Genomic DNA, 20,983 nt, shown 5'->3' with positions numbered 1-20,983 from the left:
TGGCCCCCGCATCCCATATGAAAGCCGATATAGTAAAAGTGGCTTGTCTATTTAAACATTCGTATTTGACAACTCAGATCCAGAGGCACTCATGACCAAACAAATCAAACGTATTGGTGTTTTGACCAGTGGTGGCGACGCACCGGGTATGAACGCAGCCATTCGCGCCGTGGTTCGCGCCGGTTTGCATCATGGCCTGGAAGTTTACGGTATTTATGATGGCTACCTCGGTCTGCACCAGGATCGCATCGTCAAGCTGGAGCGTCACAGCGTCTCCGACGTGGTGAACCGTGGTGGTACTTTCCTCGGCTCCGCCCGTTTCCCTGCCTTCAAAGACCCCGCAGTGCGCGCCGAAGCGATCGAAAACCTGAAAAAGCACGGTATCGATGCGCTGGTCGTCATCGGTGGTGACGGCTCCTACATGGGTGCCAAGAAGCTGACCGAAGAGGGTTTCCCCTGCATCGGCCTGCCGGGCACCATCGACAACGACATCGCCGGTACCGACTTCACCATCGGCTTTGATACTGCCCTGAACGTGGTGGTTGACGCCATCGACCGCCTGCGCGACACCTGCAGTTCCCACCACCGTATCTCAGTGGTCGAGATCATGGGTCGCCACTGTGGCGATCTGGCCATGTCTGCCGCCGTTGCCGGTGGTGCCGAATATGTGATCGTGCCGGAAGTGGCCTTCGACAAAGAGAAGCTGCTCAAGCAGATCAAGGAAGGCGAAGCCAAGGGCAAGAAGCACGCCATTATCACCATCTGTGAGCACGTAACCGACGTGAACGCACTGGCTAAAGACATCGAAGCCCTGACCGGTCGTGAAACCCGCGCCACCATCCTGGGCCACATCCAGCGTGGCGGTGCCCCGACTGCCCGTGACCGCATCATGTCCAGCCGTATGGGTGCTTACGCCGTTGAGCAGCTGCTGGCTGGTCACGGTGGTCGTTGCGTCGGTATCCAGCGCAACGAGCTGGTACACCACGACATCATCGACTGCATCGAGAACATGAAGCGTCCGTTCGATCAGGAGCTGTACAACCTCTCCACCACCCTGTTCTAAGCCAAGCGGCTTTTTACCGGCTGTTGATGACAAAAACCCTCCATCGGAGGGTTTTTTAATATTTTACAAAAACGGGGGCATCGGTACGCTGTGTGGCCCTCACCATATGGGTTGCCTGATCCCCAAGCCTTGCGCCATCGGACAGATTACTAACTGTAGTGGTCAACTAAATCCGGACACTTGGTTAGGCCGAACCTCGGCTTTTGCTGGCGGTATCCCGTCATTGTGGTGATGTGGACGCCGCCAGTTGTAGTAATCCATCAGGTAATAACTGATATCCCGCTTCGCCTCTCGCAAGCTCATATATCCCATAGCCGGGAGCCACTCTGACTTCAGGCTCCTGAACAGTCGCTCCATCGGGGCGTTATCCCAGCAGTTGCCACGCCGACTCATGCTCTGGGTCATGCGATAGCGCCACAGTCGTTGCCGAAATGCCCGGCTGCCATATTGGCTGCCCTGGTCAGAGTGAAACAGCACGCCTGACGGACAACCTCGTTGCTGATACGCCATCTCAAGTGCTTTGATGGCCAGCTCTGCATCAGGCTTATCAGACATCCCCCAGCCCACGACCCGCCGGGTGTACAGGTCAAGAATCGCTGCCAGGTAACGCCAACGACCACCTGCCCAGACGTAGGTGATATCGCCACACCACACCTGATTGGGTTGCTGGACATCAAATTCGCGGGCCAGCAGATTGGGAATGTCCGGTCGTTCAGACCGAGCGACCTGATAGCGATGAGCGCCCGGTTGCTTGGATACCAGACCGGCTTCCTTCATCAGGTTACGTACTTTGAATCGACCAATCTGATACCCCAACTCCCGCATCATCGACATCAAGGCGCGGCTGCCCGCTGAGTTCCGGCTTTCTTTGAACAAACGGCGCAACTCACAGCGCTGTTGCATACGTTCACGGTTAATCGTCCGCCTGCGAGCCAGATAATCGTAAAAACAGGAGGTGGGAACATCGAAAGCGCAGCAGACCAGAGTGATGGGGGCTTGCTCCCTTAATCGGTCTATCAGCGCGTACGTGTGAACTCGTCCGCCATCAAGAGAGCAGTAGCCTTTTTTAGTATGTCCTTTTCACGTTCGAGCTGGTTGATGCGGGCTTCCAGCTCCTGAATTTTCTGCTGCTCCGGAGTCAGTGCTTTGCTGATTGGGGTTGTGCCGCAGCGTTCGGATTGGAGCTGCTGAACCCAGCGACGCAGTACGGTTTCACCGACATCCAGTGAACGGCTGGCTTCAGGGACAGAGTATCCCTGGTCGAGTACCAGGGATGCGGCTTCGAGTTTGAATTCGGCAGTAAATGAGCGACGTAATCTTGTCATTGAACACCTCAGGTCATGGTGGCGACTGTACCACCTAAAATGGTGTCCGGGATGATTAGACCACTACAAACCTTCCCCTCCTCACACCAACCGGCATCAGCCTACGAACAGAGTTCCGGTATCGTCGTGGATGTTTTATCACTGCGAACCGGATTGCGTTGAACTGCGCTCTGTCGACCCTGAAACGAGCTTGTTCAGCCTCCTCGTCATACACCGCTTTTTATATCTCAATCTTGTAGAAGGGATTCAGATATCTTACCCAACCATGCTCCGGCGCTGCACTCGTATTGCACTCACATGACTCACGCAGATGCACCGGCCACGCGGATCGCTACTCGCGCCCAGCCCAGCCCAGCCCAGCCCAGCCCAGCCCAGCCCAGCCAGAGAGTACGCCTCTGCTCTATTGCGCATCTCACTCTTGCTGCGGCCATGTCTATTCCGAGGCCGACGGGAAAATTGGCGGTGATAAAACAGCCATCTGCCACACTGTATCCCCCGATGCACGGCTCTCCTCCCTATGAACCCAGTGTATTGCTGTAAAAATGCGGAGACTCTGGACTGATAAAGTGATGGTGTGACAAGAGTTGGCAACCAGACTCTCTCCATAGACTTCTTTTGGATGGGCTATCTACGTCAGGAATCGTCAAGTCATTGCCTTGCGCACTTTTTATGGCCTCAATGACACTATTACGAGGGTGAAAACTTATAAAACGCCACTTGAGCTCCATACGAAACCCTTCACCAAACCAGCCAACAGCTCACCAACCAATTGAATTTAAATGAAATAACCATAAAAACAGAATCTTGAATGCCTAACATACAATAGCAGGTGATAAAATCATCTCAATATGACAAAAATAGCCATCTCAACCAACCACGCACATAAAGCAGCTATTTTATCAACTTACACCTTGTTTTACCCCCTTGTTATGGTATCTTGACTACATCAACCAACAACTTAGGGAGAGAAAAATGAAAGAGTTTGTCGTTACTGCCGTTTTCACGGTGTTTTTCACCCTGGTTGCTGTCTCTCTGCCCTCACTGTCACAGTTCTGAGCCGGATAGAGAGGCATCAATCCGGACCGACCCTCTTTGCCATGTCTGTTTAATCGCCACCAACTGGCGCTTTTCAGCAATAATGCCGAGATGGTCAACATAGATATGATTTCATCACGTTGACGCTGTTTCTTTCGCCACAAGGGTGTAACCAGGATGGTTTAACCATATGGCCTGATGGAGTAGAACCAGCAGCAAATCATATCCGAGGGGAGCGAGGCTCCCCTTTTTGTTACCCGCCGTTTGACAATCCCCTACCCCGGCATCTACAACAGGCCGGTTGACGCCATACGGCCCATGCCCACAACTGATGTTTTCCCCTCCTGTACTCTCCATTCAACACAGCTAAATCTGTCAGCAATCTCTTGTGCACACCTTTGCTCTGATACTTGTCCGGCAGATATAAAAAAGCCCCCGCCATCATGGCAGGGGCTCGCGTTACGCAGTGTCAGCTTAGGGCTGTTATATCTCAGCCCAGCTCAAAGCAATTATGCCTTGTTCCAGCGCTCTGGGTCATATTCCGGGCTAAAGCGGTCAACAATGACAGCACAGGCCGCATCGCCGGTGATATTGAGGGAGGTGCGGATCATGTCGAACAGTCGATCCAGCGCAAACAGCAGCGGCAACCCTTCGATGGGGATCCCGGCCGCCAGCAGCACGGCAACCACCAGGAAGCTTGGGCCCGGCACACCGGCCTGACCGATCGCGCCCAGAGTGGAGGTCACAATGATGGCCGCCCAGGCACCGACGCTCAGATCGATGTTGTAAACCTGCGCGAAGAAGATGGCGACCAGACCGTAATAGATGGCGTTGCCGCTCATGTTGATGGTCGCACCCAGCGGCAACACGAAGGAGGCGGTCGCGTTGGTCACTTTCAGATCATGCTCGCAGGTCTCCATATTGACCGGCAGGGTCGCCATGGAAGAGGCGGTGGAGAAGGCCACGATCTGCGGCTTCTTCATGGCAGAGAGGTACTTCATCACCGGCGTGTTGGAGAACATCATCACCAGCAGCGGATAGACCACGAAGCCGAAGATGAGGATGGCAGCCACATAGACCACGAACAGCTTGAGTACCAGGGTCAGCACATCGAAGCCATAGGTACCGATGGCTTCCGCCATCAGACCGAACACCCCGAGCGGCGCGATGATCATCACCTTGTTGATCATCCAGACGAAGGCATCCACCAGGGTATTGAGCCCATCGACCAGTGGCTTGGCCCGCTCGCGCGGCTGTTTGGCCAGCGCAATGCCGAGGAACATGCAGAACACCAGGATCTGCAGGATGTTCGCTTCGTTGAGGGAGTTGAAGACGTTGGTGGGGATCATGCCAAGCAAGGTGGCGACTGCATCCGGCAACGCCCCTTTATCGGCATAGTCACCGCCAAACATGGAGGCAACGGAAGCGAAATCGACCCCGACACCCGGCTTGAAGATCTGCCCCATCACCAGCGCCAGCAACACGGCCAACGCTGAGGTCACGAGGAAGAAGGCCAGCGTAGCCGCACCGATCTTGCCCGCAGCCGGGCTGGCGCCCAGATTGGCGGCGCCGGAGAGGATGGCAACCGCCACCAGCGGGATCACCAGCATCTTGATCAGCTGGATAAACAGGGTACCGAGCGGTGCAAACACGGTGGCTTGTTCACCCATGAACGCGCCGACCACTGCGCCCAGTACCATGGCGACCACAACCTGGAAGCCGATGTTTTTAATGAGTCCTTTAGTTAACACAATATGTTCCTTTATGTAGCAAAATTCACACTTTTCCCAGTGCAATTAACCAAACAGGGGAATGAGCGGCTGCCCATTCCCCTGTTTGCGCGTGTTATCTCACATTTAATTGCTGTTTTAAATCAGCAAATCATTAACCTTGGCTATTAATAAGTTTGCGAAAAAGTGAAGATTCAAAGCGGTCTCGGCGATTTTTACCTCATCCCCCATGACAACTGGCAAAAGATTGTGCTAGTTTGGCTGCACAAACGTACACACAGGGATGTAAAGATGCTGAAAGTTAACGAGTATTTCGACGGAAATGTAAAATCCATCGGTTTCGAACAAAAAGGCGAGAAATCAACCGTCGGGGTGATGAACGCCGGTGACTACCTGTTCAACACCGCCGCCCCCGAACGGATGACAGTGATCAAGGGCGCCCTCACCATCCAGCTGGCTGATGAAGATGAGTGGCACACCTACAGCCAGGGTGAATCCTTCCTGGTGGCCGGTCACTCCTCCTTCAAACTGGAAGTGAAAACCCCCACCGCCTACCTGTGCGAATTTCTCGACTGATCAGGCCGGTTGAAGGGGATCAGCCCCTTCAACTTTCTTGGTCCCCCCAGCCCCATTATCTGTGTCCATGTCACAGCACCGCACATCCCCGCTTCCTATCCATGGCAAAAATCCTAGAATAAACAGACATAAACCATCACCGGATTGATGTCATGATCAGCGTGTTTGACCTGTTTTCCATCGGAATTGGCCCCTCCTCTTCCCATACCGTCGGCCCCATGCGTGCCTCTTACGCCTTCGTCCAGCAGCTCAAGCTGCAAGGGCATCTGCCACTGGTCACGCGGGTCGAAGTGGAGTGTTACGGCTCGCTGGGCCAGACCGGCAAAGGGCACGGTACCGGCAAGGCGATCATTCTGGGGTTATCGGGCTTTGAACCGGAATCGGTCGATATCGATGTGATTCCCGCCATTCTGGCTCGAGTGGAAAAGGAGCAGAGCCTGCAGTTGGCAGGCGAGCAACCAAGCCATTTTCCCCGCACCGGTGCCATCATCTTCAACCGCCGCAAAACCCTGCCGGCCCACACCAATGGCATGACTCTGCGGGCCTTTGATAAAGAGGAAAACCTGCGCTTCAGCCAGACCTACTACTCCATCGGGGGCGGCTTCATCATTGAAGAGAGCCACTTTGCTACGGCCAAAGAAGAGGCTGCCAAGTCTGATGCCGAGCACCCAGTCCCCTACCCGTTTGACAGCGGCGCCCAACTGCTGGCCCACTGTCAGGAGAGCGGCCTCTCCATCTCGGGACTTATCCTCGCCAATGAGCGGGTATTTCGCAGCGATGAGCAGATAAAAGCGGGGCTGCGCAAGATCTGGCAGGCGATGCAGGGCTGCGTCGAGCGAGGCTGCAAAAGCGAAGGGGTGCTGCCGGGCGGCCTCAAGGTACGGCGCCGCGCCCCGGGGCTGTTCCGCCAGCTCAGCTGCGAGACCAACTTCAACAAGGATCCGCTGATGGTGATGGAGTGGGTCGACCTGTTTGCGCTGGCCGTCAATGAAGAGAACGCCGCCGGTGGCCGGGTGGTGACCGCCCCCACCAATGGCGCTGCGGGCATCATCCCCGCCGTGCTGCACTACTACGATCGCTTCGTGCACAAGGTGGATGACGAGACGCTGATCCGCTACTTCCTCACCGCGGCTGCCATCGGCATCTTATATAAGAAGAACGCCTCCCTCTCCGGCGCCGAAGTGGGCTGTCAGGGGGAAGTGGGTGTCGCCTGCTCCATGGCGGCTGGCGCGCTGACCGAACTGCTGGGGGGCAGCCCGGCCATGGTGGAGAACGCCGCCGAAATAGGCATGGAGCACAATCTCGGCCTCACCTGCGATCCCATCGGCGGACTGGTGCAGGTGCCCTGCATCGAGCGCAACGCCATGGGGGCGGTCAAGGCGATCAATGCCGCCCGCCTCGCCCTGCGCGGCACCGGTGAGCACAAGGTGTCGCTCGACAAAGTGATCAAGACCATGTGGGAGACCGGCAACGACATGAAGACCAAATACAAGGAGACGGCCCGTGGCGGCCTCGCCGTTAACATTACCGAATGTTAAAAAACGGCAAATGACTCCATTTGGTTCCTAAATGCCCGGCATCGCCGGGTATTTTTATGGGCAAACGCTTAACAAAATGGATAAGCACAAAAATAAATTTTATACTCGCGCCTCAGATTCAACAAAAATAGATCTATTTCAACTTTTTTTAGGTCTGGAGCCGTTACACTACGGTTATCTGGTTCTGTGACCTGCGCTGACAAGCGCGTTCCATGGATCTCCCAAATTTCTGTGAGTGGGCATGCCGCCCCCTTCTACCCTGAGGTAATAGTGACATGATCAGCGTTTTTGATATCTTCAAAATCGGTGTAGGCCCCTCTTCTTCCCACACTGTTGGCCCGATGAAAGCGGCCAAACAGTTTGTTGACGAGCTGCGCGCGGGCGGCAAGATCCGCGATGTAACCCGGATCAATGTCGACGTCTACGGCTCCCTCTCCTGGACTGGCAAAGGCCACCATACCGACACCGCCATCATCATGGGCCTGGCTGGCAACCTGCCGGAAAATGTCGATATCGATGCCATCCCCGAGTTTATCTCCCGTGTTGAGCAGACCGAGCGCCTGCCGATCGGCCTGCACTGCCACACCGTCAGCTTCCCGCGTGACGCCATGGTATTCCACGACGAAGCCCTGCCGCTGCACGAAAACGGCATGAAGCTGACTGCCCTGATTGAAGATGAAGTGGTTTACAGCAAGACCTACTACTCCATCGGTGGTGGCTTCATCGTTGACGAAGAGAACTTCGGCAAGGCTGACAGCGGCGACATGTCCGTACGCTATCCGTTCAAAAGCGCCGCTGAGCTGGTTGCCCATTGCAGCCAGACCGGTCTCTCCATCTCTGCCCTGATGATGGAAAACGAGAAGTGCTTCAACACTCCGGAAGAGATCTACAAGAAGTTCGGCAAGATCTGGAACACCATGCGTGAAGGTATCGAGCGCGGCTGCCGTACCGAAGGCGTACTCTCCGGCCCGCTGCGCGTACCCCGTCGTGCCGCGCCGCTCTACCGTCAGCTCAACACCAACGAGAACCTTTCGAGCGATCCGATGAACATCGTTGACTGGGTCAACATGTTCGCTCTGGCCGTGAGTGAAGAGAACGCTGCCGGTGGCCGCGTGGTCACTGCCCCGACCAACGGCGCTGCTGGTATCATCCCGGCCGTACTGGCCTACTACGACAAGTTCATACAGCCGGTTGGCCGCGACGAGTACACCCGTTTCTATCTGGCTGCCGGTGCCGTCGGCATCCTCTATAAGATGAACGCCTCCATCTCCGGCGCCGAAGTGGGCTGTCAGGGTGAAGTGGGTGTCTCCTGCTCCATGGCCGCTGCCGGTCTGACCGAGCTGATGGGCGGTAGCCCGGAGCACGTCTGCGAAGCTGCCGAGATCGGCATGGAGCACAACCTGGGTCTGACCTGTGATCCGGTTGCCGGTCAGGTACAGGTGCCTTGCATCGAGCGTAACGCCATCGCAGCCATGAAGGCAGTCAACGCCTCCCGTATGGCCCTGCGTCGTACCTCCAAGCCGCGCGTCTCCCTGGACAAGGTGATCGAGACCATGTACATCACCGGCAAGGACATGGACTCCAAGTACCGTGAAACCTCCCGTGGCGGTCTGGCCATCAAGGTGATGCAGGTTGCTTGCGAATAAATAGGGGTTGCGACCCTTATCTGAACAAAGGCGGGATATCCCGCCTTTTTTATTCCCGAATGGGATGCCGGGCACTTATATCGACATACCGACCATTTCACTGTAGGGCGTCGCTGATATGTCCCTGCTACGCCACAGCAATGCTGATTGCCTTATCTAAATGCCTCTCTAATAACATGCCTTGATTCACTCTTCTCAATGCATTGAAAGGGACATTACGCCCCTACACGAAACCTGTACCTGCTATCTTGCCCCAGTCACAATTTCACAACTAATCGATATCGAGATGGTCCCTTAGCTCAATCCCCTCCACTTTGGGTATACCCTTGTTTGGCAAAATGCGGTTACCGCTCTCCCTTGCGAATTACATGCTGATAGCCATCTGTGTTGCACCTTCGTGATCAGGGCAAACAATCAAGTACACAAACAGGGGGTTAGCTCATCATTTTGGCCACAGCGCATCGCGCAAACTGGTTTTAGTACAGTTATCACCGCCCTCTTTACGCCCTATTTGATGTAAAACGCATCGAGCAGTGGAGGCCCAAAAAGCGCCCAAAGAAGGGGCTGAAAATAATCGATGAATGGGCCAATAGCCGTTGAAATGGCGGATATGAGTACGCGCCACTCGCTATTTTTGTGAGCGCCAGCAAAGGTTGAGGATATGGTGTTGGGAGCAGATTGACTTTCTATTTAAACAGCGAAAAGTGAATATCACCAAAGGGAGGGTTTAATTTGGCCAGATCCTGTCACGGGATTATCGCAGGCCACCTCACCGGGGCCGGAATGCGTCATGCAGAGTCACAAAGAATTAGCCCCGCTGGGCAGAACACACAACGGGGCTGGATATTCAGGATGGCTGTTTCAGGCTGGCCTTGTGCTGCTCCAGCAAATTCTCGGGGGGCGGCGGTACCTGCAGGTAGAAGCCCTGGTTGGTCAGCGCGGCCATCACCTTGCCGACATCAGCCAATCCCAAGGGCTTGGCCGGATCCAGCTTGGTCATCAGCACCAGCTCGGGACGCCCGAATGCGCTCAGCAGTGGCTCGGGAACGCGGGAAAAATCCTCTCTTTTTTCAACAAAAAGGTAGGTCTCGGCTTTTTTGCGACTTTTATAGACTGCACACAACATGGAAATTGATATAATCCGACGAGTTTATTGCCTCTGATGGGGGCAAACTATAACATCAGGAATTGAATAACAATAACGGATTAGCATCTCTGCCTCGGGGAAGATTCATGGTTGAGCGCGATAACGAATTGAAAGGGACCACCTTCACTATTTCTGTGTTGCATATCAGCGATGGCGAGCCTGAGCGGATACGTCAGTTGTTGGCCGAAAAAGTGGCCCAGGCACCTTACTTTTTTAATTGTGCGCCGCTGGTGATCAATGTTTCCCGACTGGAACATATTCCCGATTTCGAACAGCTCAAGGAGCTGGTGGAGTCCGAAGAGTTTGTGCTGGTCGGCATCACGGGGGCGCGCAGTGAAGAGATGAAGACAGCCGCCAAGGCGGTGGGACTGGCCGTGATGGCCTCGGGCAAGAGTCGCAAGAGCGAACCGGAACCCGAGCCTGCCCCCGCGCCAGCCGCCCCTGAGGTGGTTCCCGAGCCCGAACCCGCCCCCTTGATCCCGAGCAAGGTACATGTGGGACCGGTTCGTTCCGGCCAGCAGATTTACGCCGCCGGCACCTCGCTGGTGGTGCTGGGGTCCGTCAGTCCGGGAGCTGAAGTGCTCGCCGACGACAGCATTCATATTTATGGCACCCTGCGTGGCAGAGCCATTGCCGGTGCCCGGGGAAACACCCAGGCCCGGATCTATTGCCAGCAATTACAGGCCGAGCTGCTCTCCATCGCGGGCACATTCCAGCTGAGCGATGCATTGCCGGCAGGCCTGATCCAGCAACCGGTACACGTCCGGCTGGACAACGAACAACTCCGAATAGACCGTATCAAATAGAGTTACAAGGAAGCGAGAATGGCGCGAATCATAGTCGTTACATCGGGTAAAGGTGGCGTTGGCAAGACCACAACCAGTGCGGCCCTGAGCACCGGCTTAGCCCAGCGTGGTCACAAGACAGTGGTCATTGACTTTGACATCGGTCTGAGAAACCTGGATCTCATCATGGGCTGCGAGCGGCGCGTGGTGTATGACTTCGTCAACGTCATCAATGGGGAAGCAAACCTCAATCAGGCGCTGATCAAGGACAAACGCTCGGAAAATCTGTTTATCCTGCCCGCCTCCCAGACCCGGGACAAAGATGCCCTCACCCGTGAGGGGGTCGAGAAGATCCTGGATCAGCTGGCGGAGATGAAGTTCGATTACATCGTCTGCGACTCCCCGGCGGGGATCGAGGCGGGCGCACTGATGGCACTCTATTTTGCCGATGAAGCGATCGTCACCACCAACCCGGAAGTCTCTTCTGTGCGTGACTCCGACCGCATCCTTGGCATCCTGGCCTCCAAGTCCCGTCGCGCCGAGCGTGGCGAAGACCCCATCAAGGAGCACCTGCTGCTGACCCGCTACTGCCCGACCCGCGTCAACCGCGGCGACATGCTGAGCGTGCAGGATGTGCAGGAGATCCTGGCCATCCCGCTGCTCGGGGTGATCCCGGAGTCCCAGGCGGTGCTGCGCGCCTCCAACTCCGGCGAACCGGTTATTCTGGACAAGGAGTCCGATGCCGGTCAGGCCTACGAAGATGCGGTGTCCCGCCTGCTGGGCGATGCCAAGGAATTTCGTTTTCTGGAAGAAGAGAAGAAGGGCTTCTTTAGCCGACTGTTCGGGAGTTAAACATGTCATTATTGGATTATTTTCGTTCCAACAAGAAACAGAACACCGCACAACTGGCCAAAGAGCGGTTGCAGATCATTGTTGCTCACGAGCGTTCATCCAGAGGGGGGCCGGATTACCTGCCCCAGCTCAAGCAGGACATCCTCGATGTGATCCGCAAATACGTCAACATTGATCCGGAGAAGATAACCGTCCAACTGGATCAGAAGAGTGATGAGCTGTCGGTACTGGAGCTCAACATCACCTTCGCCGATGACAAGAAGGGATGAGCTGACGCCCTATGCGTGACCCCTTCCCCCAATGAAGACCGGATCCTGTCACTGGATCCGGTTTTTTATTGGCACAAAAACAGGTCACAGCGGCTCGCCTCATCTCGCCAAGGGGCCTGCCGACCGCTAGAATAGCGCCGCCCCGCAGGCAGTGATCTGCGCTGGCACCTTTTTCTCTTTTCTGGAACAGACCGCTTATGTCTATGAATGACGAAATGCACAGCGTCGAGGAACTGCTCGATACCGCCCTCGAACTCTTTATGGAGCTGGCCTCTGACAACCTGCCGGAGCAGGAGATCGCCCGCTTCAATCAGGAGTTCAACGACCGCGGCCTGCTGGCCGAAACCGACCCGGCCGATGACTGGGAAGCGGACGTGGGATTTGCGGTGAGCGATACCGACTATGCCGAAATCTGGGTTGGCCTTGGCAATGAAGAACAAGAGTATGAGCATCTGTTTGCCCGCATGCTGCTCTCCCGCCGTGTTGACGAGAAGTTCTGCCACATCGAATGGCTGCCCCAATAATTCCGGATCCCGATGATCCCAGCCACTATCAGTGGGAGTCTGGCCCTGACGCCGTGGCCCCAGTGCGCGCATCTGCATCGTTTGGGCGCCGGGTGTTGAGGTGGGCAGGCAAGATCGCGCTGGCCGGGCTGCTCTGCTCGGTCGGCTCGGTCGCCTTGCTACGTTTTATCGATCCGCCGATGTGGAGCTGGCGTATCGAGCGGGCCCTCTTTCCGCCCGCCAAGATCACCCAGGTGCGCCATCAATGGGTAGATCTGGAGTCCATCTCCAAGGAGCTGCAACTGGCGGTGATTGCCGCCGAGGATCAGCGCTTTGCCGATCACAACGGCTTTGACATGGATGCCATCAACGCGGCCCTCAAGCACAACCAGCACAGCGAACGGGTGCGCGGTGCCAGCACCCTCAGCCAGCAGACCGCCAAGAACCTCTTTATGTGGAGTGATCGCAGCTTCCTGCGCAAGGGGCTGGAGGCCTGGTTTACCCTGCTGATGGAGCTGGGCTGGGACAAGGCCCGCATTCTCGAGGTCTATCTCAATATCGTGGAGTTCGGCCCCGGCATCTATGGCGCCGAAGCCGCCGCCCGCACCTACTTTGGCAAACCGGCCAGCCGCTTGACCCGCTACGAGTCATCCCTGCTGGCCGCCGCCCTGCCCAATCCGTGGCGTTATCGGGTCAAGCCCCCTTCACCCTATGTGCAGAAGCGCTCGGTCTGGATCCGCCGCCAAATGGGGCAACTGGGCCAGATCACCCTCAATCGGGTGCATCAGGCCGACTGACCCTCAGGGCTCATCGGGTTTCTCCGGTGGGCCCAGATGGCCGCCCACCGTCTCGCGGTGAAGCGGCAGATAGTGCCACCACCAGGCCTCGCGCCGTCGCTTGATCTGTTGCCGCCGTCCCCGCTGCTTCATCCCCTCACTCCCTGCCAGATGATCCGCGCCTTAACCATACTCCCCCAACGGCAACTTGGACAGGCCAGCCACGCCCGGCGTACTGGTCTGGCCGCCACAGTCAATAATTGTTACAGTAGCGAACCTCGATGTATCTGGAGTGATTTCATGGAACAGCGTACCCCGGATCAGCTGGTCGAATGGGCCTATGATCAGTTTCTTGAGCAGGCCGCCGATATGCTGGCCCCCGAACAAATAGTCGACATCACCCTGGAGTTTGAGCAGCGTGGCGCCGTGGAGGCGACCCTGCCCAATGCCGACTGGTCGACCGAGCTGGGTGAGCCGGTCGATATGGAGCGCTGGGTCGAAGTGTGGGTCGGTTTACTGGATCATCAGGATGAGTTTGAGGTGATCTTCGCCACCTTCCTGCTGCCCCGTCTGCTGACCGAAGATCAAGTCCATGTGCGCTGGCATCGCCAGCAGCAGGCATAAAAAAGGCGCCATCGGCGCCTTTCTTGTTTCTGTGCACTCTTATTGCTGTTCTCTGCTAATCCTGCGCCGCGATGGCTTTGGCCAGACAGCGGCGGCACCAGCAAGCGCTGGCCTCCTGCATCGGCAATACCGGCAACTGGCTGCACCAGCACTGCGCAATGGTCTGACCGGCAGAGACGGCGCAATAGGCCGGTTCACCACAACCCGGGCAGCGGTGGGTGCTTTTCGAGCCATTCAGCTCGGCCATCACCGCCAGCTGGGCCTTGCTATCCATCGCCGACCAGTGGCCGATCTCGCTCAGGGTGCGGCCACAACCAAGGCAAAGCCCGTCTTTCGCCTTGCAGAGGCCAACACAGGGACTCGGCATCTTATTCGCTATCCACGGCCGAGTCGGTCTCTGTGGCCACCAGAGTGATGGCGTTATCTTCGATGACGATCTTGCCCTGCTTGTAGAGGCCGCCGATCGCCTTCTTGAAGGTACCCTTGCTCATGCTGAACAGCTTGTAGATGAGCTCGGGTTCGCTCTTGTCACCCACCGCCAGACTGCCGCCCTGCTTTTTCATCCGGCTCAGAATGCGCTCACCAGCGTCATCAACCCGCGCAAGACCCGGCTTTTGCAGGGTCAGGTCGAGCTTGCCATCCTCGCGCACCTGCTTGACCCAGGCGGTTTGCGGCCGACCGGTCATCACTCGGCCAAACACTTCGTTCTTGAACAGCATGCCGGGATACTGACCGTTGACGATCACCTTGATGCCAAGGGGCGAGTGCTCCCCCGGTAGCGCGGTCACTTCGTCACCAACCTTGAAGTTGCTGCCGGCCGGGGTCAGGAAACGCTCGATGCGGCTGGTGCCGACCATGCGCCCTTCGTTATCCAGTTGCAGACGCACCAGATAAACGTGGCCCACCTGCATCGGCTTGTTCTGCTCGCGGCTGGGCACAAACAGATCCTTTTTCATGCCCCAGTCGAGGAAGGCACCAATCTTGTTGGCATTGACCACTTTCAGACCGGCAAATTCGTCCACCATGGCAAATGGCTTGTCGGTGGTGATCACCGGCTCGCAATCGGCATCCAGATAGAGGAAGACCTGCACGCTATCCCCCTCTTTCACCCCTTCCGGCAGTTGACGCTTGGGCAGCAGCAGTTCACCGTACTCATCGGCCGCAAGCCAGGCGCCACGGTCTTCGAGTTCAACAACGGTGAGGGTGTTCATCTTGCCAATCTGTATCATGGTGCTCTCTTTTTTCATTACCCGGATGGGCCAACTGAACATGGCCCCTATGGGCGCGCATGTTACCTCAAGAGCGGTGATCCGGCCTAGTCCCCAAGCCACCACGAGCCGCCCTTTCGCCCCTATCTTATCCGCCAATGGTGATTAAATCGCCAAACAGGCGGCCATTTGCTGCAAATAACCCCACTTTTAGGTAGACTTCGCGGCTGTTCAAATCCAGAGGAACTGTCGATGAACCCATCCACTCGTACCCGCCATCTTAATCAATGGATCCAGAGCCACAGCGATCAGGACATGACCTACCCGGCCCTGCACGGTTTTCTCTGTGCTCGTCTGGTGGGGCCGGAAAGCCCTGACTGGCAACGCCCGCTGGTTGGTCTGCTGGAACAGGATGCCGAGTTGGATGAAAAAAGCGCAGAAGCCCTCAACCACCTGATCGCCGAGCTGGAATCCCAAGCCGACAACGCCCAGCTGGCCCTGCCCAGCCAGTGCCGCCTGCCCAGCGATAACCCCGAGCAGGTGTTCGAACAGAGCCACCCCCTCGGTCAATGGTGTTATGGCTTCAGCATGGGTTTTGCCACCTGGCCCAAGCCGAAGGATTTGAACGACCCGACCACCCAGTACCGCTTCAGTCTGGCCGCCGAGCTGAGCCTGTTTCGCGACAAGCAGATGGCCCAGATGCTCTATAGCGCTGCCGCCAGCGAACTCCCCTTTGTCGAGTTCTGCAAACGACAGCGCCAGAATATGAAAACCGCCCTCAACCAGTTGCTCAACCTCGACCAGTACCAGGCCGCCCCCAGCGCTGATGTGGCCCTCAATGGCGAGCAGGCCCAACAGTGGCAGACCTGGTTCGAACTGGCCGACAGCAGCCGCGATCATCAGGCCCGCCTCGGCTGGTTCGAGAAGATCATCGCCGATGCCACTCCGCTGTTTGATGAAGTCTTCTGGCAGCAAATCGCCGGCCACGGCTGGAGTGCCCCCGAGCTGCGTCCTCTGCTGGCTGCCAGAGCCGGCCGCGCCGACTGCCTGCTGCGCCTTGGCAAGCTGGGCGAGGCCAAAGCGGAGTATCTGGCGCTGCTGACACTCTGCGTGGCCGATGAGCTGGGTTGCCGCTACAACCTCTCCACCCTCTATGCACTGCAAGGGGATTGGCAGACGCTGGCCGCCCTGCTGGTGCGCTTTGATGAAGCTTCCAGCTGGTTGCTCTACAACAAGGCGCTGATGGTCTTTGCCACCGAGGGTGCCGAGGCAGCCAAGCCCCATCTGCTGGTCGCCATCGAGGCCAATCCGCACATTCCGGCCTGCCTGCTGGGTCAGCGCAAGCTGCCCAAACAGGAGCCACAAAGCTGGCAAGCGGGCAGCCGCGACGAGGCCGCGCTCTACGCTATCCACACTCGCGAGGCCTGGCTCAAGCAGAACGCCCTCATCTGGTTGCGTAAAGGCTGAACAGCGTTGGCTTAAAATCCCGTCGGTCAGACCCGGTTTTTCCTTGAGGGCGTGCGCCACCGCACATTTCATCGCAACCGGGTCAGACAAATCAGCTTGAGTTTCGTATCATCAATGTCAAAGTATCAAAAGAAACTGCATCTGATGCAGCCGTCACAGCAGGGTGTAATATGTCAAAAATCATAGCGTTACTCGCTCACTACCCGCCCTATCAGTTGGTACATGCCGCCGAGATGCTACGGGATACCTTCGAACAGTTTTATGAACAGCGCTACCAGCTGACCGTGCCGCAATGGCGCCTGATGATGGTGCTCGGCCCCAACTACCCCATCAGCCAGAAAGAGCTGGTCGAGGCGAGCGGCATGGACAAGGTGCGCATCTCCCGCGAGATCCGCCGTCTGGTCGAAAAAGGGATCATCTTTACCGAGAGCAGCGAGCAGGACAAACGCATCAGCCTGGTCTCCCTCACCAATGCCGGGCTCGCCCTCTTCCTGCAGCTCAAGAGTGAAGCGGGCAGCTGGCAACACACCCTGACCGACTATCTGCCGAGCGAATCCCGCGAGGCGATCCGCCAGCATCTGCACAGCGTCAGCGCCGCCATCGAGCAGCTGCAATCACTGGATCGGGAGAAATAATCATGGATTTGAAAAAGTTCGCCACCATGGACATCAACATGCTGCTGAGCGTCGTCAATATGCAGCTGCGTGATCGCTATGACGATCTGGATGATCTCTGCAAGGCGCAGGAGATCGATCAGGCTGCACTGGAAGCGCGGCTCGCCAGCGGCGATTTTCACTACCAGCCAGCGCAGAAACAGTTCAGATAAAGAGAGCTAGCGGGATCGGGATCACAGCGCCAGTGATGGCGCTGGCTCTGCGGTAAAAACCTGATATGGTCTGAAGAGCCCCAACAGAGTGATGCACGGATACATCACCCTGTCACAAGAGGGCATTAAAATCGTTTCAGGTGAGCAAACCAAGGATGACCCCATGATATTGATGACCCGACAGAGCCTGTTGATCACGCTCTGTACCCTGTTGATGATCAGCCTCTTCACGCCCCACTTGCCGCAAAGTACCGAACAGTGGCTGACCACCCTCTTGCTTGGCCTGCTGGTCGCGGTGGCGCTGCTGCTGGTACGCGGTTGTCGCCGCTTTATGATGGAGTAGTGACTCCGCCAGAGCGTCTATACCGACCGCTTGCCGCGATACTCTCTGTAGCAGCAACATCTGTCGCAATCATATCTAGCCCAAAAACAAACGCAGCCTGATGGCTGCGTTCTTGTATCTCGCGGGGCAACCCCTAGAGAGAGATAACCCCTGACGGGATAGATAGCCCTTATAGAGAGAGCCCTTAGATAGCCAGAGCCTCAAGCTGCGCTTTGGCCGCTTCCATCCCCTTGCTCTGGGCATCCGGACCCATTCCCATCCCTTCGGCGTAGATGAAATCTACCTCTTTGATACCGATGAAACTGAGCACGGTACGCATGTAGGGAGTGACCAGATCGGTGGCGCTGCCAACGTGCATGCCGCCACGGGGGCTGATCACCAGCGCACGGGTATTTTCAACCATACCGACCGGACCGGTCTCGGTATAGCGGAAGGTGACGCCAGCGCGAGCCACCAGATCGATCCAGTTTTTCAGCTGGGTCGGGATGTTGAAGTTGTACATGGGGGCCGCAATTACCACCAAGTCGCTCGCTTTGAGTTCGGCGATCAGCTCGTCGGACTGGGCGATCACCGCCAACTGACGCTCATTGAGGTTATCACCACCGCGCAGGCCGGAGGCCAGCTCGCCATCCAGCACCGGCAGGTTGAGTGCTGCCAGATCACGCACGGTGACGACATCATCCTGATGGTCAGCCAGGAAGCCGTCGATCAGGGCGTTGGATTGGGAATATTGACCCAGGATGCTGGATTTGAGTACGAGGATATTGGCCATGGTGAAACTCCATTTGGTTGTCGGTTGAACAGCGTTGCTGTCGATGGAGGTCACTCTAAACATTGTGCTTATTTGCTGATAGCGAAAATAGATGCTCAACTTGTTCAAATTTTTTGATGCAATGCCACTTCCTCGCCAGCCAGCCTTGCGACCGCGCTTCAACCCTTGGCAGAACAAACGATTGCCGTTATGATCCGCCGCACTTTTTTCCAGCGACCCGGATCCCATGATACCCTCGCGCAGGCACTCTCCTTTGGCCGGTGCAGTCTGGATGATGGTGGCAGGACTCTGCTTCGCCGCCGTCAACAGCCTGAGCCAGTATGTCAGCTTCAAGCTTGGCCTCCCATCGACTCAGGTCGCTTTCCATCAATACCTGATCGCCCTGATCTGCCTGCTGCCCTGGCTGGTCCGCCATGGCCTGCGCCAATCCCTGATGACCAATCAGTTCCGGTTGCACCTGTTGCGGGTATTGCTGGCGGTGATCGGCATCCAGCTCTGGCTCTGGGCACTGGCGTACCCCGTCCCCATCTGGCAGGGGATCGCCCTGCTGATGACCTCACCGCTGTTTGCCACCCTGGGCTCCGCCCTGCTGCTCAAGGAGCAGGTGAGCCGCCCCCGCATTCTGGCCACCCTGGCGGGCTTTGCCGGCGCCATGCTGATCCTCGCCCCCTGGACTGACGAGTTCAACTGGGCATCTCTGCTGCCGGTGGCAGCGGCGCTGTTCTGGGCCGGCTACTCCCTGATGGTACGCTATCAGGCGGCCAACGAATCATCCCACACCATAGTGGTGTATCTGCTTATCTTCAGTACCCCGTTCAACGTCATGCTGGCCCTACCGGAGTGGCAGTGGCCAAGCGAGAGCCAGTGGCTGCTGGTAGCCGCTTCCGGCGTATTGACGGCACTGGCCCAGATGTCCATCGCGCGCGCCTACAGCGTGGCGGAGGCCTCCTTCGTACAACCTTTCGATTTTGCCAAGCTGCCGATGAACGTGCTAGCGGGCTGGCTGGTATTTGGCTGGGCGCCCCCCGGCCGTCTGTGGCTTGGCGCCGCTATCATCATTGGCGCCATTACCTTGCTGACCCATTTGGAGCAGCGCGCTCACAAACCCGTTTCCTGAGGTACGCCATGCGTGCCTCTTTTTTTGTCCGCTATTTGTGTAATAGCGATCATCAATAATGACCATCGACATCAGGAGAGATCGTATGTTTGGAACCGCAACCCGCCCCGGCGCCACCCGTGCCCTGCTGCTGGGCTCCGGCGAACTTGGCAAGGAGGTCGCCATCGAGTTGCAACGCTTCGGGATCGAAGTGATCGCCGCCGACCGCTACCCCAATGCCCCCGCCATGCAGGTGGCGCACGCTGCCCACGTGCTGGACATGCTCGATGGCAACGCCCTGCGTGCCCTGGTTGCCGAGATCAAACCCGACCTCATCATCCCCGAGATCGAGGCCATCGCCACCGATACGCTGGCTGCCCTTGAGCAAGAAGGGGTCAAGGTAGTGCCCAACGCCCGCGCTACCCAGCTCACCATGAACCGGGAAGGGATCCGCCGCCTCGCCGCCGAGACGCTGGGTCTGCCCACCTCCCCCTACCGCTTTGCCCAGAGCAAGGAGGAGTTTGTCGCCGCAGTTGAAGCCATCGGCCTGCCCTGCGTGGTGAAACCTGTGATGAGTTCGTCCGGCAAGGGACAGAGCGTGCTGCGCGATCTCGCCAAGCTGGATGAGAGCTGGACCTACGCCCAGGAGGGTGGCCGCGCCGGTCGTGGCAAGGTGATCGTCGAGGGCTTCGTTCCCTTTGAGTACGAGATCACCCTGCTCACGGTACGCGCCGTCGATGGCATTCACTTCTGCGACCCTATCGGCCACCGGCAGGAAGATGGCGACTACCGTGAATCCTGGCAGCCACAGGTGATGAGCGAACTGGCGCTGGCCCGCTCCAAAGAGGTAGCGGCCAAGGTGGTCGAGGCGCTCGGTGGTTACGGCCTGTTCGGAGTCGAGCTCTTTATCAGGGGCGATGAGGTGTGGTTCAGCGAAGTATCGCCGCGTCCCCACGATACCGGCATGGTAACCCTGATCTCGCAAGATCTCTCCGAGTTCGCCCTGCACGTGCGCGCCATTCTGGGGCTGCCGGTCGGCACCATCACCCAGTACGGGCCGAGCGCCTCTGCCGTGGTACTGCGCGAAGGGCACAGCCAGGATATCCGCTATCAGGGAATTGGTGAGGCATTGGCGCTGGTGCCGGGCGCCCAGCTGCGGCTATTTGGCAAGCCGGAGATCGCCGGTCGCCGCCGTCTTGGCGTGGCGCTGGCCCGCGCAGAGGATTGCCAAGATGCGGTAGAGAAAGCCAAAGCCGTGGCCGCCAAGGTCGATGTACTGTTCTAAGGGCTTTTTTGCCATAACAAAACAAACGTTTGCCGATGTGATCGGGCGCAAGGGGCATGGCAATGCCCCTTTTGCATTTCCCCGTCAGGCTTATAATCTCCTCTTCAAATTTGTCAG

General features: G+C 57.3%; 23 protein-coding genes. 16 read left to right on the top strand and 7 right to left on the bottom strand.

What is annotated here, in order from left to right:
* Positions 1 to 91: 91 nt before the first annotated feature.
* Positions 92 to 1,063, top strand: a complete 972-nt coding sequence (pfkA, locus tag I6L47_RS02235) for a 6-phosphofructokinase (protein ID WP_005336840.1) — start codon at positions 92 to 94, stop codon at positions 1,061 to 1,063.
* Between the two features lie 162 nt (positions 1,064 to 1,225).
* Here the strand turns inward: pfkA and I6L47_RS02230 are convergent.
* A protein-coding gene (locus tag I6L47_RS02230; RefSeq protein ID WP_216947903.1) for an IS3 family transposase occupies positions 1,226 to 2,388 on the bottom strand; the annotation gives its coding sequence in 2 pieces (ribosomal slippage) (positions 1,226 to 2,133 and positions 2,133 to 2,388; 1,164 coding nt in all).
* A 1,544-nt stretch (positions 2,389 to 3,932) separates the two neighbouring features.
* The gene (locus tag I6L47_RS02225; RefSeq protein ID WP_005360943.1) at positions 3,933 to 5,174 is read right to left on the bottom strand and encodes a dicarboxylate/amino acid:cation symporter; all 1,242 of its coding nucleotides are present in this window, start codon (positions 5,172 to 5,174) and stop codon (positions 3,933 to 3,935) included.
* A gap of 270 nt (positions 5,175 to 5,444) precedes the next feature.
* On the opposite strand from I6L47_RS02225, the gene I6L47_RS02220 reads away from it, so the two are divergent.
* From I6L47_RS02220 to I6L47_RS02210, 3 genes are all read left to right on the top strand, one after another.
* Positions 5,445 to 5,729, top strand: coding sequence for a pyrimidine/purine nucleoside phosphorylase (locus tag I6L47_RS02220; protein WP_005336842.1), 285 nt, complete (start codon positions 5,445 to 5,447; stop codon positions 5,727 to 5,729).
* 152 nt (positions 5,730 to 5,881) lie between these two features.
* Positions 5,882 to 7,267 carry an L-serine ammonia-lyase gene (locus I6L47_RS02215; RefSeq protein WP_216948551.1) on the top strand — a complete coding sequence of 462 codons (1,386 nt, stop codon included), beginning with the start codon at positions 5,882 to 5,884 and terminating at the stop codon, positions 7,265 to 7,267.
* A 275-nt stretch (positions 7,268 to 7,542) separates the two neighbouring features.
* Positions 7,543 to 8,913, top strand: coding sequence for an L-serine ammonia-lyase (locus I6L47_RS02210; protein ID WP_005336844.1), 1,371 nt, complete (start codon positions 7,543 to 7,545; stop codon positions 8,911 to 8,913).
* An 847-nt stretch (positions 8,914 to 9,760) separates the two neighbouring features.
* On the opposite strand, the gene I6L47_RS02205 is transcribed toward I6L47_RS02210, so the two are convergent.
* Positions 9,761 to 10,039: a YcgL domain-containing protein gene (locus I6L47_RS02205; RefSeq protein WP_042080846.1), complete on the bottom strand. Its 279-nt coding sequence runs from the start codon at positions 10,037 to 10,039 to the stop codon at positions 9,761 to 9,763.
* Between the two features lie 107 nt (positions 10,040 to 10,146).
* On the opposite strand from I6L47_RS02205, the gene minC reads away from it, so the two are divergent.
* The 5 genes from minC to mtgA all read left to right on the top strand — a co-directional run bounded on the left by minC (position 10,147) and on the right by mtgA (position 13,266).
* Entirely contained in the window at positions 10,147 to 10,866 is a 720-nt protein-coding gene (gene minC, locus I6L47_RS02200) for a septum site-determining protein MinC (protein WP_013723728.1), read from the top strand.
* Between the two features lie 18 nt (positions 10,867 to 10,884).
* Positions 10,885 to 11,697 carry a septum site-determining protein MinD gene (gene minD, locus I6L47_RS02195; protein WP_005336847.1) on the top strand — a complete coding sequence of 271 codons (813 nt, stop codon included), beginning with the start codon at positions 10,885 to 10,887 and terminating at the stop codon, positions 11,695 to 11,697.
* A 2-nt stretch (positions 11,698 to 11,699) separates the two neighbouring features.
* Positions 11,700 to 11,966 (top strand): cell division topological specificity factor MinE, encoded by a 267-nt coding sequence (gene minE / locus I6L47_RS02190; RefSeq protein WP_005336848.1) that lies wholly within the window; start codon positions 11,700 to 11,702, stop codon positions 11,964 to 11,966.
* Positions 11,967 to 12,163: 197 nt separating this feature from the next.
* Positions 12,164 to 12,490, top strand: a complete 327-nt coding sequence (locus I6L47_RS02185; RefSeq protein ID WP_005352317.1) for an HI1450 family dsDNA-mimic protein — start codon at positions 12,164 to 12,166, stop codon at positions 12,488 to 12,490.
* Complete coding sequence (gene mtgA, locus I6L47_RS02180) at positions 12,475 to 13,266, top strand: monofunctional biosynthetic peptidoglycan transglycosylase (protein ID WP_162517549.1); 792 nt, start codon at positions 12,475 to 12,477, stop codon at positions 13,264 to 13,266. Before I6L47_RS02185 ends, mtgA begins: the two co-directional genes overlap by 16 nt.
* 3 nt (positions 13,267 to 13,269) lie before the next feature.
* On the opposite strand, the gene I6L47_RS22580 is transcribed toward mtgA, so the two are convergent.
* Complete coding sequence (locus I6L47_RS22580; RefSeq protein ID WP_019445852.1) at positions 13,270 to 13,398, bottom strand: hypothetical protein; 129 nt, start codon at positions 13,396 to 13,398, stop codon at positions 13,270 to 13,272.
* Between the two features lie 147 nt (positions 13,399 to 13,545).
* Here I6L47_RS22580 and I6L47_RS02175 point away from each other — a divergent pair, with 147 nt between their 5' ends.
* Positions 13,546 to 13,869 (top strand): HI1450 family dsDNA-mimic protein, encoded by a 324-nt coding sequence (locus I6L47_RS02175; RefSeq protein WP_005336851.1) that lies wholly within the window; start codon positions 13,546 to 13,548, stop codon positions 13,867 to 13,869.
* 55 nt (positions 13,870 to 13,924) lie between these two features.
* On the opposite strand, the gene I6L47_RS02170 is transcribed toward I6L47_RS02175, so the two are convergent.
* Complete coding sequence (locus tag I6L47_RS02170; RefSeq protein WP_021229998.1) at positions 13,925 to 14,236, bottom strand: DUF1289 domain-containing protein; 312 nt, start codon at positions 14,234 to 14,236, stop codon at positions 13,925 to 13,927.
* A 1-nt stretch (position 14,237) separates the two neighbouring features.
* Positions 14,238 to 15,098 carry a S1 RNA-binding domain-containing protein gene (locus tag I6L47_RS02165; protein ID WP_005336853.1) on the bottom strand — a complete coding sequence of 287 codons (861 nt, stop codon included), beginning with the start codon at positions 15,096 to 15,098 and terminating at the stop codon, positions 14,238 to 14,240.
* A 231-nt stretch (positions 15,099 to 15,329) separates the two neighbouring features.
* Between I6L47_RS02165 and I6L47_RS02160 the strand changes: the two genes are divergently transcribed.
* The 4 genes from I6L47_RS02160 (at position 15,330) to I6L47_RS02145 (ending at position 17,713) form a co-directional block, all read left to right on the top strand.
* Positions 15,330 to 16,544: a UPF0149 family protein gene (locus I6L47_RS02160; RefSeq protein WP_216948550.1), complete on the top strand. Its 1,215-nt coding sequence runs from the start codon at positions 15,330 to 15,332 to the stop codon at positions 16,542 to 16,544.
* A 170-nt stretch (positions 16,545 to 16,714) separates the two neighbouring features.
* Positions 16,715 to 17,179, top strand: a complete 465-nt coding sequence (locus tag I6L47_RS02155) for a MarR family winged helix-turn-helix transcriptional regulator (RefSeq protein ID WP_005336856.1) — start codon at positions 16,715 to 16,717, stop codon at positions 17,177 to 17,179.
* A gap of 2 nt (positions 17,180 to 17,181) precedes the next feature.
* A complete protein-coding gene (locus I6L47_RS02150; RefSeq protein WP_019445848.1) occupies positions 17,182 to 17,370 on the top strand; it encodes a DUF4250 domain-containing protein in 189 nt (62 codons plus the stop codon).
* 163 nt (positions 17,371 to 17,533) lie between these two features.
* Entirely contained in the window at positions 17,534 to 17,713 is a 180-nt protein-coding gene (locus I6L47_RS02145) for a hypothetical protein (protein WP_005336860.1), read from the top strand.
* 184 nt (positions 17,714 to 17,897) lie between these two features.
* On the opposite strand, the gene I6L47_RS02140 is transcribed toward I6L47_RS02145, so the two are convergent.
* A complete protein-coding gene (locus I6L47_RS02140) occupies positions 17,898 to 18,485 on the bottom strand; it encodes an FMN-dependent NADH-azoreductase (RefSeq protein ID WP_216948549.1) in 588 nt (195 codons plus the stop codon).
* Positions 18,486 to 18,711: 226 nt separating this feature from the next.
* Here I6L47_RS02140 and I6L47_RS02135 point away from each other — a divergent pair, with 226 nt between their 5' ends.
* Together I6L47_RS02135 and purT are read left to right on the top strand one after the other, a co-directional pair.
* Positions 18,712 to 19,602, top strand: a complete 891-nt coding sequence (locus I6L47_RS02135) for a DMT family transporter (RefSeq protein WP_064338043.1) — start codon at positions 18,712 to 18,714, stop codon at positions 19,600 to 19,602.
* 85 nt (positions 19,603 to 19,687) lie between these two features.
* Positions 19,688 to 20,866: a formate-dependent phosphoribosylglycinamide formyltransferase gene (gene purT / locus I6L47_RS02130; RefSeq protein ID WP_216948548.1), complete on the top strand. Its 1,179-nt coding sequence runs from the start codon at positions 19,688 to 19,690 to the stop codon at positions 20,864 to 20,866.
* Positions 20,867 to 20,983 lie beyond the last annotated feature (117 nt).

The organism is Aeromonas sp. FDAARGOS 1417, from assembly GCF_019046985.1.
Taxonomy (GTDB): Bacteria; Pseudomonadota; Gammaproteobacteria; order Enterobacterales; family Aeromonadaceae; genus Aeromonas; species Aeromonas veronii.
This window is presented reverse-complemented; position numbering and strand designations above follow the sequence as displayed.